Below are 14,894 nucleotides of genomic sequence, written 5' to 3' on the forward strand. Positions count from 1 at the left end.
GTCTAAAGCAATAGCAAGCGTGTTTGGGAAGGTAGATGGTAGGAAGTGAGGAACGGTTGCCTGAATTGATAAAAATAATTGTACGCAATGTGGCGCAGGGCAGAGGGCAGGAGGGCAAGCACAACAATTCAACCGGAAGCCTTGTTGTATGTATCTACATCAATTTTCACTGATATGAGTACAATGCAAGGGAAAGTAATGCTGATTACAGGTGCAGCCATGGGCCTGGGCTTGGCCGCCGCCAAGGAGCTAGCGAGCCAAAGTGCTAACTTGGTGCTAGTTGACTACAACGAGCAAAGCCTGCAAGAGGCGCAACATGCAATTACTGGGCAGTTTCCAGCGGTAGAGGTGCTGACCGTCGTGGCCGACGTGTCGGACGAGGCGGCCGTCAAAAACTACGTAGCCGAAGCCGTTGCTAAGTTTGGCCGTATCGATGGTTTCTACAACAATGCCGGCATTGAAGGCAAACAGGCCAGCATCGCCGAGTACGATATAGTCGTGTTCAAAAAAGTAATCGACATCAACCTGATGGGCGTGTACTACGGATTGCGCTACGTACTGCCCGTAATGCAGCAGCAGGGTAGTGGCCGCATTGTGAACGTGGCTTCCGTAGGCGGTATCCGGGGTGTGCTAAACCAGATGCCCTACGTAGCCAGCAAGCACGCCGTGTCGGGCATGACCAAAAACGCGGCCCTAGAATACGGCCGCTACGGCATCACCACCAATGCCATTGCGCCCGGTGCTATTCTGACACCTATGGTAGCCGAGGCGTTCAAACAAGTGAATCCTGCCGACCCCAAGCAAGCTGAACAACAATACGCTAGCCATAATCCTACCCGGCGTCTGGGCCTGCCAGAAGAGGTAGCGAAATTGGTAGCTTTTCTGCTAAGTGACGATGCCTCCTACGTAAGTGGGCAAACTATTGCCGTTGATGGCGGGGAGTCGAATATGTACGGCAACGCCGAGTAAGACTTGATAGAAAAACAGCCCGACCGCAAAAGTCTCCACATATAATCGTGGGGACTTTTGCGGTCGGGCTGTTTTATACAGCGAAGCAGTTGTTTTAGTAGTTGCCTACCGATAGCATCACTAGCGTACAAGCCTCTTCGGTACGGATGCCCTTGGCCTGGGCCATGCGCTCCAGCTCCTCGTTCTCGGTGCCGGGATTGAAGATGATGCGTTTGGGCTTGAGGTCCAGGATGTACTCATACCAGCTGGGCTGGTTCTGAGGGCCAACGTACAACGTCACGGTATCCACATCTTCCTCGGTGGGGCGGTCGGTGTGGATGTCGAGGCCAGCCACTTGGCCCTTGCGGATGCCGACGGGCACCACCTCATGGCCGTAGTTTTTGAGCATGTTCACAGCCCGGAATGAGTAGCGGGCGGGGTTATCACTGGCCCCAATAACAACAGTCTTTTTCATAAGCTATTGGCTATCAACTGTTGGCTGATAGCTTTAATGTGTAAATGGACAGAAACTTCTGTGTACGAAAGAAAAGAGGCTAATAGCCATCAGCTAACAGCTGCCTTAACCGCTTCCGCGCACCGCTCGCCATCCATAGCCGCCGACACGATACCGCCGGCGTAGCCCGCCCCCTCACCGCACGGAAATAAGCCGCGCACCACCGGGTGCTGCAAAGTGTCCCGGTCACGGGGGATGCGCACCGGCGACGACGTGCGACTCTCTACCCCCACAATCTGTGCGGCGTTGGTGGCATAGCCCGGAATCTTGCGCCCGAAGTTTTCGAAGCCTTGCCGCAGCCGGTTTGCCAGGTTTTTGCCCAGCACCTTGTCCATCGGCACCGACACCAGGCCGGGCTGGTAGGACGTTTCCAGCAAGTCAGCCGAAACCTTGCCTTTCAGGAAGTCGCCTAGCCGCTGAGCCGGGGCTACCTGCGTGTTGCCAGCTAGCTGGCAAGCGCGCTGTTCAATCTGCTGTTGTAGGTGCAGACCGGCCAAGGCGCCGTGCTGGCGCACGTCCATATCTTCCAACTCCACGGCCGTTACAATGCCAGAATTGGCAAACTCCGAGTCGCGGCGGCTGGGCGACATGCCATTGACCACCACCTCGCCGGGCGCGGTGGCTGCCGGCACAATAAAGCCGCCAGGGCACATGCAAAACGAAAACACGCCCCGCTGCCCGCCCTGGCCCTGGGTTTGGTGCACCAGCGCATAGGAAGCGGCCGGCAGCAGGCCGCGGTCGGGGAGGCGGTACTGGGCCCGGTCGATGAGCTGCTGCTGGTGCTCCACGCGCACACCCAGCGCAAAGGGCTTAGCCTCGATGAGCACGCCGCGGCGGTGCAGCAGCTCGTAGATGTCGCGGGCGGAGTGGCCGGTGGCTAAGATGACGGCATCGGCCAGCAGTTCCTCGCCCTGGGCCGTGACCACGCCACGGAGGTGGTTCTCAGTTAGCACCAAATCGTCTACCCGTGTGTCAAACCGTACCTCACCACCGGCTGCGCGCACCGAGTCTCGCAGGGCGGCCACCACGGCCGGCAGCTTGTTGGTGCCGATGTGTGGGTGAGCATCTATCAGAATATCGGGGGTAGCGCCGTGCTGCACCAGTAGGCGCAGGATGCGTTGTACGTCGCCGCGCTTGGTAGAGCGGGTGTAGAGCTTACCATCGGAGTAGGTGCCCGCGCCGCCCTCGCCGAAGCAATAGTTGCTGTCGGGGTTGACGAGCTGCTGTTTGTTGAGGGCCGCTAAGTCGCGGCGGCGGGTGCGCACGTCCTTGCCCCGCTCCACCACAATAGGCTTGATACCGAGTTCAATGGCCCGCAACGCCGCAAACAGCCCGGCCGGACCCGCTCCCACAATCAAGACCGTACGGCGGGCACGGCTCACGTTGGGAAACTGAAACCACGGGCCAAACAGCTCGGCCGGGGGCGCCGTGCGGTAGATGTCGGCGCGCAGGCGCACCAATGGCTGCCGGCCGCGGGCATCAATGCTGCGTTTGCGCAGGTGCACAAAATCGGCCTGGCCGGGGCGTAGGCCGGCGGCTGCCAAGAGGGCTTCGTAGCGCGTAAATTCGTCGTAGGCATGCTCAGGCGAGAGCAGCAACTCGACTTCCTGGGGGGAAGCAGTGGTAAACAACATGGGTGAAAGGTAGTTACCCTTTAAACCGGAGTAGGAAAAGGACCACAAAGATACAGAGGAGCAGCTTTTTCTGGCAGAAAATAACCATTAGAATGTCATTCCGAGCTTGTTGAGGAATCTCGTGTGCCACGGTAATTTCAATCGTCAGGAATTAGCGGGAGCACGCGAGATTCCTCGACAAGCTCGGAATGACGTTCTATCAGTAAAAGTCCTGTTATCCTACTGCCTCCACCGGCTGATCCAGGATGCGGATGGGGCGCTTATTTTCGTCGATGGCTACGAACGTGAAGACGCCTGAAACGGCTTTTTCGCGCTCCTCGGAGTACATCTGCTCCACAAACAGGTCCACGCGCACTTTCAGGCTGGTGTTGCCTACGTGCTCTACGCGGCCAATCAGCTCCACCAGCGTGCCGCCGGGAATGGGGTGAGTGAAATCGACCCGCTCAGAAGATACCGTCACCATTTTCAGGCGCGAAAAGCGGGTAGCCGTGATAAAGGCTACCTCGTCCATCATGTGCAGGGTAGTACCGCCAAAGAGCGTGTCGTAGTGGTTGGTGGTGTTGGGGAATACGGCTTTGAAAATGCGCGTCTCGGCACGGGTAATTTTCTCTTCGAGGGTCATCACAAGTCAGTGAAAGGGTGAAACGCTCTTCGACGGCTTTTCGAAGGAAGCCAACCCACAACCGAGCCGATGCAGGGTAGGAAAAAGCGTACGACTCCTGGCCGGTGGCGCGGGGCGCTCCGGACGGCTCGTGTGCTTCCTCCATACCCGACAATGGCCCCAGGCGCGGGGGCTACCTACTTGTCAGTCGGCGGTAGGCAGGTTTCCTGACTTCGTGCCGTGTCGCCCGACCCTTCTCACCCGGCCGTGTAGGCAGGCAATGGGTAGCAAGCGGGGACACCGTGGTGGCACTCACAGTAGCGCGTCTGTTCGGGAGTTGCACCCGATTCCCTTTTTCGGGCCGCACCCGCGGGGCGGCCACCTTCCGTCGTCTGTTGGAAAACAGGCAAAGAACAACTGCCGGCAAAGGTAGATGCTGGCGCGGGAATACCGAAAGCCGCTTTACGCCGCGTACCTTGCGGCATGACAACAGCTCCTACCCGCACGATGGCCTCGCGGGTGAAATCCATCTTCAGCGGCTCCATTGGCAATCTGGTAGAATGGTACGACTGGTACATCTACTCGGCGTTTGCGCTGTACTTCGCGCCGGCTTTCTTCCCCAAAGGCAACCAAACGGCGCAGCTGCTCAACTCGGCGGCCATTTTTGCGGTAGGCTTTCTGATGCGGCCGCTAGGCGGGTGGCTGCTGGGCCTCTACGCCGACCGCCAGGGCCGGAAAGCGGCTCTGCTGCTGTCGGTGGTGCTGATGTGCACCGGCTCCCTGCTCATTGCCCTCACGCCCGGTTATGCTACCATTGGCGTGTTCGCGCCCGTACTGCTGGTGGTAGCGCGGCTGCTACAGGGGCTGAGCGTGGGCGGCGAGTACGGCACCTCGGCCACCTACCTCAGCGAAATAGCCGACCGAAAGAATCGGGGCTTCTTTTCCAGCTTTCAATACGTGACCCTGATAGCAGGGCAGCTGGTGGCGCTATTGGTACAACTGGCTTTACAAGCGCTGCTGACTTCGGAGCAGTTGCACGCCTGGGGTTGGCGCATCCCGTTTGTGATAGGTGCAGCAGCGGCCGTGGTGGCGCTATTTCTGCGGCGGCACATGGAAGAAACAGACGCGTTCGTAAAGAAAGATCAACCCGCTGGATCGGCGCCGGAGAAAGAAGAAAGCAAGCTGCGCGTGCTGCTGCGCTACCCTCGCGAGGTGCTCACGGTGGTAGGCCTCACGCTGGGCGGCACCATTGTATTCTACACCTTCACCACCTATACCCAGAAGTTTCTGGTAAATACCGCAGGCTTCACAAAAGACCAGGCCACGCTGGTGTCGTTTGGGGCGCTGGCGGTGGCCATGGTGCTACAACCCGTAGTGGGGGCACTGTCGGATAGGGTAGGGCGGCGACCGGTGCTGCTGGCGTTTGGGGTAGGCGCCACCCTGGGTACTGTGCCCCTCATGACAGCCTTGGGCCGCGCTAGCAGCAGTTGGGAAGCGTTTGTGCTGCTGGTCATCGCCATGCTCAATATGAGCGGCTACACGGCCATCAACGCCGTCGTGAAAGCCGAGCTGTTCCCAACCGAAATTCGGGCTTTGGGGGTAGGGCTGCCTTACGCCCTCACTGTGGCTCTGTTCGGGGGAACGGCCGAGTATGTGGCGCTGCTGGCCAAGGAATACAACGTGGAGGCGTGGTTCTATTGGTACGTGACGGCCTGCGCCATCATTTCCCTCATCACCTACCTGCGCATGGCCGATACCCGGCACACCTCGCGCATCAACCAGGAGTAGCACACACACTAACCGACCGGCGCTGGCGGCGTGTCGTGGCGGGCGTTCCACTCTGCTAGTAGGGGCAGTAGGTGGGGCGAGTCGTCGCTGATCCAGTGCATCGCCGAATCTGTATCGGAAAAATATTGCGCATCGAAGCGGATGGCCGGCTGTGCTAGGTCGTGCAGCGCGTTTATGGCCAACTGGTTGTGGGTTTGCCCACTATCCAACACCAGCACCAGGCGCTCTAGGGGTAGGGCTACCAAACCGGGCATCCAGTGCGTACCCAGCCATATTTCATCATCTACCGACAGGTCGGGTACGCTGTTCATGTCAATTACCAAGCGCCGCACAGCCAGTTGCTGGAGCAGTAAAAGCAACTGCCCGGCGCTGCGGCGGAGCTGTTGTACGTTGCGGCCACTGACCCACTCTACTCGCAATACGCTTGCTACCTCGTCATATTGCAAAACAAAATCAAGAATAGTGCGCAGAATCACAGATAAGATTTATAAAAATACAGCTATAAAAATACTAGCTATACTAGGATGAATCAATCTGGTACTAGCTTTTTTATTTTGGGAAAAATCAGCAGTTCTTCTGGCTTTAGCAAACAAAACCCTGGCCACCGTAGTAGCCAGGGTTGTAATAAAAGCTCGCGTTTCAATAGGTAAGTCCTACTTGCTTGTTCGCTTCGGCCGCTTGGCGCGCTCGTACTGCACAGGCCAGGGCAGGTCTGCGTCCAGTTCTGGGGCGGCGTGCAGGGGGAAGTATGGGTCGCGCAGAAACTCGCGGGCCAGCAGTACCAGGTCAGCTTGGCCTTGTTGCAGAATTTCTTCGGCCTGTTGGGCGGTGGTGATGATACCCACGGCCCCCGTTGGCAGGCCGGTTTGCTGTTTCACAGTTGCTGCAAACTCCACTTGGTAGCCGGGACCAGTGGGGATTTTCGCATCGGGCACGTTGCCGCCGGTGGAGGCATCCAGCAGGTCGACGCCGTTGGCCTGGAGCACACGCGCCAGCTGCACCGAGTCGTCTTTGGTCCAGCCGCCCTCGGTCCAGTCGGTGGCCGAAATGCGTACGATAACGGGGTAGTCGTGGGGCACCTCGGCGCGAATAGCAGCCACCACATCCAGCAGCAGGCGGCTGCGGTTCTCGAAGGAACCTCCGTACTGGTCGGTGCGCTCGTTGCTGAGCGGCGACAGAAACTCGTGCAGCAAATACCCGTGGGCGGCGTGCACCTCAATCAGTTGAAAGCCAGCAGCCAGGCTGCGGCGGGCCGCCACCCTAAAATCAGCCACAACCTGCTGAATTTCGGCTTCGCTCAGCGCGTGGGGCGTGGCTTTGTCGGGGGCGAAGGGTAGGGCGCTGGGCGCTACCACTTCCCAGCCGTCGGGCTGCGTGGCCGCAATGGCTTTGCCACCTTCCCAGGGCGGAGTGGTGCTGGCTTTGCGGCCGGCGTGGGCCAGCTGCACACCAATGGCGGTGCCCTGCTGGCGTACAAAATCAGTGATGCGCTTCAGGCCGGGTACGTGCTCGTCTTTCCAGATGCCTAGGTCCTGGGGCGTGATGCGGCCCTCGGGCGCCACGGCGGCAGCTTCTGAGAGGATGAGGCCAGCCCCGCCCACGGCGCGGCTGCCTAGGTGCACTAGGTGCCAGTCGTTGGCGAAGCCGTCCTCCGAGGAGTACTGGCACATCGGCGACACCACAATGCGGTTTTTAAGTTCAAGCCCGCGCAGACGCAGCGGGGAAAAAAGAAGAGTAGACATAGGGTAGGAAAAGCGTAAATGAAAACTTCCTCCCCGGCCGCAGCTTAGCTGAAACAGCCGGGATAGGAAAAACAACACGCTCCCTAATAAGTTACGACGCCTCTTCCGCGGGGCAGAAGAGGCGTCGTGTTGTAAGCAAAGAAAGCAGTGGTTATTTCTTCACTACCCGAATGCTGATGCGGCGATTGAGGGCGCGGCCCTCCACAGTTTCGTTGCTAGTGAGCGAGTGCTTGGAGCCGTACCCCTTGGCTTGCAGTTGGGCTACAGGAATACCCATATCAGCCAGGGCAAACATGGCAGTGCGGGCACGTTCCTCGCTTAGGTGCAGGTTTTGCAGGTCGTTGCCGAGGCTGTCGGTGTAGCCGCCAATCTTCACCACAGCGTTTGGAAACGACTTCAGAATGCCGGCCACGTTCACCAGTTGTTGGTGCGACTCGGCCGTGAGTACCGCTTTAGCAGGCTCAAAATACACGCGGTCGAAGTTGATCCAGCCCTTCGTGCGGTTCACCGGATCCACCTGAATGGTAGGCTCGGAGAGGAACGTGTAGAGGCGGTTTTCGGTGGAGCGGGCGCCTACCTTCTGGGTGGTGCCATTGGCTAGTTGCAGGATAACCGGCTGGCCCGTGTCGTAGATGTAGCTGTCGCTCTCGCTGTCGTAGTGGCCGGTAGCGGCCGAAGCAGCCGGATCGGTCGAAGCCGTAGTGGGCAGCGCCGCCGGAGTGGTAGTAGGCGCAGTGCCCGCATAAGCCGCAGTACCCGGCACGGCCGATAGCCGCTCGTGTCCGAAGTAATAGCCCAGGCTCACGGCGAGCAGCAGCAGCAGGCCCCATTGCCAGCGCAACGAAGAGGAGGTGCGTGCGTCGCTTGCTGGCTCCGGGGTACCGCCCCAACTGCCCACACCGGCCCGTACTAACTCGGGGGCCGCCCGGGGTGCCGGCTCGGGCAGGCTGGTGCTGGCAGAAGGCCACACAGCCGCTCCAGTTGTCCCCATCTCCTCCGGCTGACTTTGCAGGTAGGCACTAAGCTGCTGTACGCTCAGCTCTTGCTCGGCAGCGTAGCGCCCCAGCGCCGCCAGGGTAGCGGCGGCCACAGTGCCCAGCAGCGTGCGGGCCGCGGTGGGCTCCACATAGGCCGATACGGCCAATCGGTTGAGGGTAAGTGCGTAGGCGTCGCCCAGGAGGCCCTGCATCAGGTCGAGGCCGCGGCGCTGCCAGTCGGTGGTGTGCAGGTCGGCGAGGTGGTGGAGCACGCCGGCCCGGTACGCTTCCTGAGCCAGTGTAGCCAGCACCTCAGTGCCTCCCGGCCGCTGAGTGCGCGCCATCAGGTGCTGTACCACCAAGATGGCCGATTGGTTGACGACCTGCTCGACACCCCCTTCGTTCTCCTGTACGGCCGCGCTAAGCTGGGTAACTTGCTGCGCCGTGAAGGAGCTTTTCACCGTTTGGAGTAAATTCTTGCCCATAGAAAAACCATCGTGAAAGGTGGGAATAGATGCTCCGAAGGTAAAGAAATTTATCGTCTTCAAACGCAATTGTATATAGATAAAGTGCTAATGTTCAGTTATATAAGTTGTATTAAATTGCCGCTTTTTGCACTTTTCTGAGTAAATGTCCAACGTCGTCAGCACGCAGGAGTAAAAAGCTGGCCTCTGCTCCCGGAAAAGTGCTTTTCACGCAGAAGCCATAGGTTGAATTATCATCTAGGAAAATTGTGGCGCTGTTGGTCTATCAATACATTCTATGATAACAGTCAAGGGGGAGCCGAATCCAACATTCGGCTACCCCTTGGCAATGAAAATACGTGGTTTCAGTAAGTCTACCGTGCTCCTAAAATCTGCTCAATCCGTTGCAGTTCGTCGTCCTGGAAACCAGTATTGCGCAGGCACTGCAGAGAGTCAAGCAATTGGGCCGGGCGGCTGGCGCCAATGAGCACCGACGTCACGCGTGGGTCTTTTAGCAGCCACGACAAAGCCAGTTGAGCCAGGCTTTGGCCACGCTCCTGGGCCAGCTCGTTCAACTGCCGGATCTGCTCCAGGCGCTCGGGCGTCAGTTGCTCGGGCGTGAGGTGGCGGCCCTCGCGGCCCGCCCGCGAGTCGGCCGGAATGCCGTGTAGATACTTATCCGTCAGCATGCCTTGGGCCAGCGGCGAAAACGGAATGCAGCCCACGCCCTTCTCCTCCAGTAAATCCAGCAACCCACCTTCCACCCAGCGCTCAAACAGCGAGTACTTGGGCTGATGGATCAGGCAGGGCGTGCCCAGCTCACGCAGAATCCGGATAGCCTCAGCGGCCTCCTGAGGTTGGTAGTTGCTGATGCCCACATACAGCGCTTTGCCCTGGCGCACCACGTGGTCGAGGGCGCCCATAGTTTCCTCCAAAGGCGTTTCGGGGTCGGGACGGTGCGAGTAGAAGATGTCCACGTACTCCAGGCCCATGCGCTTGAGGCTCTGGTCGAGGCTGGCGATGAGGTACTTGCGTGAGCCCCACTCGCCGTAGGGGCCGGGCCACATATCGTAGCCGGCTTTGGTGGAGATAATCAGCTCGTCGCGGTAGGGTAGGAAATCTTCTTTTAGAATCCGGCCAAAGTTGGTTTCGGCGGTGCCGTAGGGCGGGCCGTAGTTGTTGGCCAGGTCGAAGTGCGTGATGCCGTGGTCGAAGGCCGTGCGCAGCGTGTCGCGGAACGTGGCTGGCACGTCCACATCGCCGAAGTTGTGCCACAGGCCCAGCGAGATGGCGGGCAGCTTCAGGCCGCTGCGCCCGCAGCGGCGGTACTCCATCTGGTGGTAGCGGTCGGGGTTGGGGTGGTAGGGCGTCGTCATGAGGGGTAGAGATGAAAAAGAAGGTCAGGCGCTGCAAATAACAAAAAGCTGCTTATCTAGTGGTCGGCGGAGAAAGCGAAAATGGGTGAGCGGGAAACAAAGCTCAACCGTTTTGGCTTATAGCCGCGGTACGTATCTCAACCAACTTCTCTCATGAAACGCATCCTTTTTCTAGCGGGCGCCTGCGCTATGCTTCTGCTGGCAGCGCCTACCCGCAGCCACGCCCAAACGACGACTACCCCCGCCACTACCACCAAGCCCCCACAGGACAAATCTAAGCGGCCTAGCCCACCGGCGACTGCCTCGGCTACCGTGGGCGGCACCAAGGTGATGATTGAGTACAGCCAGCCCTCGGTGAAGGGTAGGGAAATATTCGGTGTCCTAGAGCCCTACGGCAAAGTATGGCGCACAGGCGCCAACGAGGCCACAACGTTTATGGTGAGCAAAGACGTGAAAATCAATGGCCAAGCGTTGCCGGCTGGCACATATGGCCTGTTTTCTATCCCCGGCAAAGACGAGTGGACCATCATCTTCAACAAAACGGCCAAGCAGTGGGGCGCCTACGAATATGATGAGAAGCAGGACGCTCTGCGCGTGAAAGTGAAGCCCACCACGCTAAAGCAGCCGGTAGAGCGCTTCACCATTACAGCCGCCAACTCCGGCAAAGTGACCATGCAGTGGGCCACTACGGGAGTGGAATTTACAGTGAAATAAAGACAATGTGTAGCAAGTCAGCTACATAGATTTAAAGCTGCGGTGCTACCCTTAGCGGGGTAGTTCTCGTTATATATTGAAAATATCGCGTATGTTTGTGTAGCGAAAATGGCAGCCAACCTTTCCAGGCTGACTGCCACCTTCACTACTTCAGCCAGTGCGACAGTAGCAGGTACAACCCGCTCCCGCCGCCGCAGGCTGCCAGCACTTTCACAACGAATGTGCTGCTTACCTGGATGTTGAAGCTCAGCTTCAAACCATCCAGCGGCATACGTCTCTTACCCATAGTCCAGTGGATTTGAGGGTGGCCAAAACACCCTACTTATCCAGAAGCCCGTGCTCGCAACACGGGCTTCGCTGTTTCAGAAGCAGCCGTGTTGGCGGGGTGACAACCGTACGTTAAGTCAAAGATAAGGATATTAGCAAGATAGTGGAAATTTTTTGCTAAGTATTTTAGTAAATTAGGGCTTGACTTGCCCGTACGCTCGCTCTAAATCCTGCCGCAGATTATCAAAGACATACTGGTGCTCCTGCGAAATGCCGAGTTGTTCCAGCGGCTGCCAATAGGTGCGGGGTTTTAGCTCGGAGGTGTAGGTAGTGATGCGGCTAAGGCGCGTTTGGTGAGCATCTACTTGCTCAAACAGGTAAATAGCTTCTTTAAAACCCAGCCACTTACGCCCTGTCAACTGATACCTCACTACATCCATGCGCAGAATTTCTCCTGGGTGCAGTTCTGTAACACGCTCTACTATCTGACCACCGCTGAAGTAGCAGATGCGGCGGGCACCTACTGCTTCGCGCTCCAGCACACACTTTTGTGGAATGGGTAGGCCAATTTGCAGCAGGAAGGGCTTTGGCGCATCCAGCGTATCCACCGATTTTATTTGTTCATACACCTGGGCCGCCGAGTAAGGGAGGAGAATATCGGTGCGAACCGCAACGACAGCGGGCCGATTTTCCAGCGCTTTTTCGGCGGGTGCACTCAGCAGAAAAAATAGAAAGGGAAGGACTAATACCGGCAGACTGTTTCGATCAGGTAGCTCTTGTCGGCGCCGCACCAGATGCGTGACCACGCTACCCAGAAACAAGCACGATACCACCAAGGGCAGGGCCATCAGGACGCAAATCATGCCTTCCAGCTGACCAACTAGCAGTAGCAGAAAGAATATCGCTAAGCTCGTAAGCAACCCTATGTGTGCCCACTTGCGGTTAGGCAGTGCCCCAATGGCTACCCCCGTCACAACGGGTAGCAGAATAAAAAATGCCCAACCATAGGCCACTAAGCCATAATGGAGCAGTGTAAAGCCAAGCGATAGGAAAACGAATGAAATAATGGCGGCCGTGCGGAAGCTTTTATCGAAGAATAAGGATTTCATATCGTTTAATCATATAGGGATTTATATCAGTAGCACAGCCTCAGTCCTATTTACATTTCTTCCCCCAGCACCTCTTCCACCCAGGCCTTGCCCCAGTCGGCTTGTTCTTGCTCGGTCCAGAGCTGGGGGTAGAAGATGCGGCGCTGAAACTTGGGCGGCAGGTAGTTGCGCCAGTTGGTGCCGCCGGTAGCGGGCACGTCGGTGGGGTCGCGCTGGAGGTAGCGCACCGCCGATTTGAAGTGCATCAGCGGCCAGTTTACGTTCACGCTCACGTCGAGCTGGCGCAGGGCGCGCACCAGGCGGGGGTGGCGCTGTTCCTCCTGGGGTAGGCGCTGCACCACACTCCACACGTTGCGGTCCGTATATTCGGCGGCGTGCTGGTGCAGCTGCTTCGTGTATTTCTCCTCAAACTGCGTGAGGGTAAGCGCCTTGGCGCCGGTTTCTTCCACGGTGGCACCGGCTTTCCAGTAGATGCAGCCCATCAACTCCGTCGCGTCGGCCGATTCGCCTAGCAGGCGACGCTTTTCCTTGTCTACCAAGTTGTCGAGGGAGGTAGAGGCCAGCTCAATCATGCGGTACTGCACGCTCTGAAAGCCCGAGGCCGGCATCAGCGCCATCCGGAACTGCAGAAACTGCTGCTTGTCCATGCCATCCACCATCACATCGAACGAGTCAATCAGATTCTCGAAGTAGCGGTTGATGCGCCCTACCCGCAGCACTACTTCCTGGAGGGTAGGCTGTTGTAGGTCGCCGATTTGCTCGTACTCACAGAGACAGAGCTTGAAGTACAGCTCCGTAATCTGGTGATACATGATGAAAATCCGCTCGTCGGGAATTTGGGTGATGGGGCGCTGCAGACTCAGTAACGTGTCTAGCTCAATGTAGTCCCAATAGTTGACGTAGTCGGCGTAGTAGAGGCCTTCTAGGTAGGCGGCCAGGTCCTGGCCATCGGCGGCGTATTTCGCTTGTAGGCGACGCAGCTGAGCCAGCACAGCAGGGGAGAATTCTTCGGAAGCGGGGGTAGACATAGGCGGAAGCGGGCACGTGTTCAGCAGAAAGAAGTGCCGCAAAGAACGGCAAACGCACGTAACTGGGGCCGCATTACCAAGCAGCTAGTTCTATACCAACTCAATGTCCATGGTTTTGATCAGCCCATCCTCAAATGTGTAAATGTGTTTTACTAGACCATCAAACACATCCTTGCCCTGCAAGTCCTTCACGTTTTGTTGCACTTTCACCTCCAGGCTCCCATTGGGTCTTTCTGTGGAACCAACGGGTTCAACTGTGGGGTTTATTTCGCTCCACTGCCGGGTCCAGTAGCTTCTGATTTCCTCGTGTCCGCTTATATAGCCGCCCTCCCAGGCTTTCGACCATTGCACGGTAGGCTGCATGGTAGCCAAGGCGTTGTCGATATTTCGGGCATTGAAAGCCGCATACGCTGTCTTGATTACTTCTTGTCGGTTGATAGTCATACTGTTAAATGAATATGTCGCGTTAATTTTAAGAGTAAAAAGATGCTGGTGTATCAATCATGAAATTGACCTATATGCCAAAGAATTCCCGAAGGATCATGCACGGAAAACTCCTTACCCCAGGATTCGGTGCGTATAGCAGAAAGCTGCACAGTAGCATATTTCTCGGGCAGGCGCAACAGTAGTAAGTCAACTCGGTATTGCTCTACATCATCTACCTGCAAAAACAGCATAGTATTGTCAACCCACTCCTTCACGTAAGCATCCTGTAGGTAGAAGCCCATGCCCTGCTTTGAGTAGTAGAAGAGGGTAGGCGAAATAGTATTTTCCAGAAAGCCAAAATCTCGGTAAAACCGCCGCGACACTTCCACATCCTTGGCTCCAATAAATGGCCGAAGAGAAAGGATTTTCTGCTCAGTAGAAGTCATAGGGAAGTTTGATGGTGTGCTGAATTTCCAGACAATATGATGGTATTTGCCGACATGCTAGTGCAATAGTTAGGACGTAGTCCAGGCAACCTCTACCTACTTGTTGGTATCTAGTAGGCAATGGCAGCTACCGGGTATGGCCGTTCCCTGCGAATCTGATACCTTTAGCCCATTATGGCAGAGAAGAGCAGTATTTTCGATATGATTGGGCCGGTGATGATCGGGCCCAGCTCCTCGCACACGGCGGGCGTGGTGCGCATTGCCAGTGCGGCCATCCGCATTTTGGGCAGCCTGCCTACCCACGTTACCGTCACATTCTACAACTCCTTTGCCCGCACCTACGAGGGTCACGGCTCCGACCGCGCCATTATTGGCGGCCTATTGGGCTACGCCACCGACGACGTGCGCATTCGCGATGCCTTCGACCACGCCAAAGAGGCCGGCTTGCAGTACACATTTCAGAGCGTGGGCAATGCCTCTACCATGCACCCCAATACCATTAAGCTGCAACTGCGCGACGAGCGCACCGGCCACCAGGTAGAGGTGATAGGGCAGAGCCGGGGTGGGGGCGTCATTCGCATTGTGGAAGTAGACGGCTTTCCGGCTGACTTCTCGGCGGCGCTGCACACACTCATTCTCGATGCCGACGACCGCACGGGTTCCATTGCTTTTATTGCCTCCGTTATTGCGCACGACGAATGTAATATTGCCACCATGTCGGTGTCGCGTAAGGGCCGCAACGATCGGGCGCGGCACTTCATCGAGATGGATTCTGACTTGAAGCCTATTACGTTGGAGTATCTGCGTCAGCTACGCTGGATACATCGTGTTATTTATATTCCGAATATTGCTTAAGGAAA

16 protein-coding genes and 1 riboswitch are annotated in these 14,894 nt (G+C 57.3%); of the genes, 4 read left to right on the plus strand and 12 right to left on the minus strand.

Going from position 1 to position 14,894, the window contains the following annotated elements; genetic code table 11:
• The first annotated feature begins 174 nt into the window (after nt 1-174).
• Nucleotides 175-969 (plus strand): SDR family oxidoreductase, encoded by a 795-nt coding sequence (locus MUN82_RS07055; RefSeq protein ID WP_245096156.1) that lies wholly within the window; start codon nt 175-177, stop codon nt 967-969.
• 94 nt (nt 970-1,063) lie between these two features.
• Here the strand turns inward: MUN82_RS07055 and MUN82_RS07060 are convergent, their stop codons facing one another.
• The 3 genes from MUN82_RS07060 to MUN82_RS07070 form a co-directional block, all read right to left on the minus strand.
• Nucleotides 1,064-1,423 (minus strand): CoA-binding protein, encoded by a 360-nt coding sequence (locus MUN82_RS07060; protein ID WP_245096158.1) that lies wholly within the window; start codon nt 1,421-1,423, stop codon nt 1,064-1,066.
• A gap of 89 nt (nt 1,424-1,512) precedes the next feature.
• Nucleotides 1,513-3,096, minus strand: a complete 1,584-nt coding sequence (locus tag MUN82_RS07065; RefSeq protein WP_245096160.1) for an NAD(P)/FAD-dependent oxidoreductase — start codon at nt 3,094-3,096, stop codon at nt 1,513-1,515.
• Between the two features lie 214 nt (nt 3,097-3,310).
• Entirely contained in the window at nt 3,311-3,718 is a 408-nt protein-coding gene (locus tag MUN82_RS07070) for an acyl-CoA thioesterase (protein WP_245097531.1), read from the minus strand.
• 179 nt (nt 3,719-3,897) lie between these two features.
• Nucleotides 3,898-4,098: riboswitch (cobalamin riboswitch) on the minus strand.
• Nucleotides 4,099-4,204: 106 nt separating this feature from the next.
• Between MUN82_RS07070 and MUN82_RS07075 the strand changes: the two genes are divergently transcribed.
• Complete coding sequence (locus MUN82_RS07075; RefSeq protein ID WP_445991681.1) at nt 4,205-5,485, plus strand: MFS transporter; 1,281 nt, start codon at nt 4,205-4,207, stop codon at nt 5,483-5,485.
• A gap of 8 nt (nt 5,486-5,493) precedes the next feature.
• On the opposite strand, the gene MUN82_RS07080 is transcribed toward MUN82_RS07075, so the two are convergent.
• The 4 genes from MUN82_RS07080 to mgrA all read right to left on the minus strand — a co-directional run bounded on the left by MUN82_RS07080 (nt 5,494) and on the right by mgrA (nt 10,044).
• On the minus strand, nt 5,494-5,961 hold the full coding sequence (locus MUN82_RS07080) for a hypothetical protein (RefSeq protein ID WP_245096165.1): 468 nt from the start codon (nt 5,959-5,961) through the stop codon (nt 5,494-5,496).
• Between the two features lie 177 nt (nt 5,962-6,138).
• Nucleotides 6,139-7,227: an NADH:flavin oxidoreductase/NADH oxidase gene (locus MUN82_RS07085; protein ID WP_262922847.1), complete on the minus strand. Its 1,089-nt coding sequence runs from the start codon at nt 7,225-7,227 to the stop codon at nt 6,139-6,141.
• Nucleotides 7,228-7,378: 151 nt separating this feature from the next.
• Nucleotides 7,379-8,689, minus strand: a complete 1,311-nt coding sequence (locus tag MUN82_RS07090; protein ID WP_245096167.1) for an OmpA family protein — start codon at nt 8,687-8,689, stop codon at nt 7,379-7,381.
• A 353-nt stretch (nt 8,690-9,042) separates the two neighbouring features.
• Nucleotides 9,043-10,044 (minus strand): L-glyceraldehyde 3-phosphate reductase, encoded by a 1,002-nt coding sequence (gene mgrA / locus MUN82_RS07095; RefSeq protein ID WP_245096170.1) that lies wholly within the window; start codon nt 10,042-10,044, stop codon nt 9,043-9,045.
• A gap of 153 nt (nt 10,045-10,197) precedes the next feature.
• Between mgrA and MUN82_RS07100 the strand changes: the two genes are divergently transcribed.
• Nucleotides 10,198-10,758, plus strand: coding sequence for a DUF2911 domain-containing protein (locus tag MUN82_RS07100; RefSeq protein WP_245096173.1), 561 nt, complete (start codon nt 10,198-10,200; stop codon nt 10,756-10,758).
• Between the two features lie 145 nt (nt 10,759-10,903).
• Here MUN82_RS07100 and MUN82_RS07105 read toward each other — a convergent pair whose 3' ends face one another.
• The 5 genes from MUN82_RS07105 to MUN82_RS07125 all read right to left on the minus strand — a co-directional run bounded on the left by MUN82_RS07105 (nt 10,904) and on the right by MUN82_RS07125 (nt 14,034).
• Nucleotides 10,904-11,044: a hypothetical protein gene (locus tag MUN82_RS07105; protein WP_245096174.1), complete on the minus strand. Its 141-nt coding sequence runs from the start codon at nt 11,042-11,044 to the stop codon at nt 10,904-10,906.
• A gap of 175 nt (nt 11,045-11,219) precedes the next feature.
• Nucleotides 11,220-12,134, minus strand: a complete 915-nt coding sequence (locus tag MUN82_RS07110) for an SRPBCC family protein (protein WP_245096177.1) — start codon at nt 12,132-12,134, stop codon at nt 11,220-11,222.
• A gap of 50 nt (nt 12,135-12,184) precedes the next feature.
• Nucleotides 12,185-13,162, minus strand: a complete 978-nt coding sequence (locus MUN82_RS07115; RefSeq protein ID WP_245096179.1) for a tryptophan 2,3-dioxygenase family protein — start codon at nt 13,160-13,162, stop codon at nt 12,185-12,187.
• A gap of 90 nt (nt 13,163-13,252) precedes the next feature.
• Nucleotides 13,253-13,606 carry a nuclear transport factor 2 family protein gene (locus MUN82_RS07120; protein WP_245096181.1) on the minus strand — a complete coding sequence of 118 codons (354 nt, stop codon included), beginning with the start codon at nt 13,604-13,606 and terminating at the stop codon, nt 13,253-13,255.
• 53 nt (nt 13,607-13,659) lie between these two features.
• Nucleotides 13,660-14,034, minus strand: coding sequence for a VOC family protein (locus MUN82_RS07125; RefSeq protein WP_245096183.1), 375 nt, complete (start codon nt 14,032-14,034; stop codon nt 13,660-13,662).
• Nucleotides 14,035-14,208: 174 nt separating this feature from the next.
• Here MUN82_RS07125 and sdaAB point away from each other — a divergent pair, with 174 nt between their 5' ends.
• Nucleotides 14,209-14,889, plus strand: a complete 681-nt coding sequence (gene sdaAB / locus MUN82_RS07130) for an L-serine ammonia-lyase, iron-sulfur-dependent subunit beta (protein WP_245096186.1) — start codon at nt 14,209-14,211, stop codon at nt 14,887-14,889.
• The last annotated feature ends 5 nt before the right edge of the window (nt 14,890-14,894 follow it).

It is taken from the genome of Hymenobacter aerilatus, assembly GCF_022921095.1.
Classification (GTDB): Bacteria; Bacteroidota; Bacteroidia; order Cytophagales; family Hymenobacteraceae; genus Hymenobacter; species Hymenobacter aerilatus.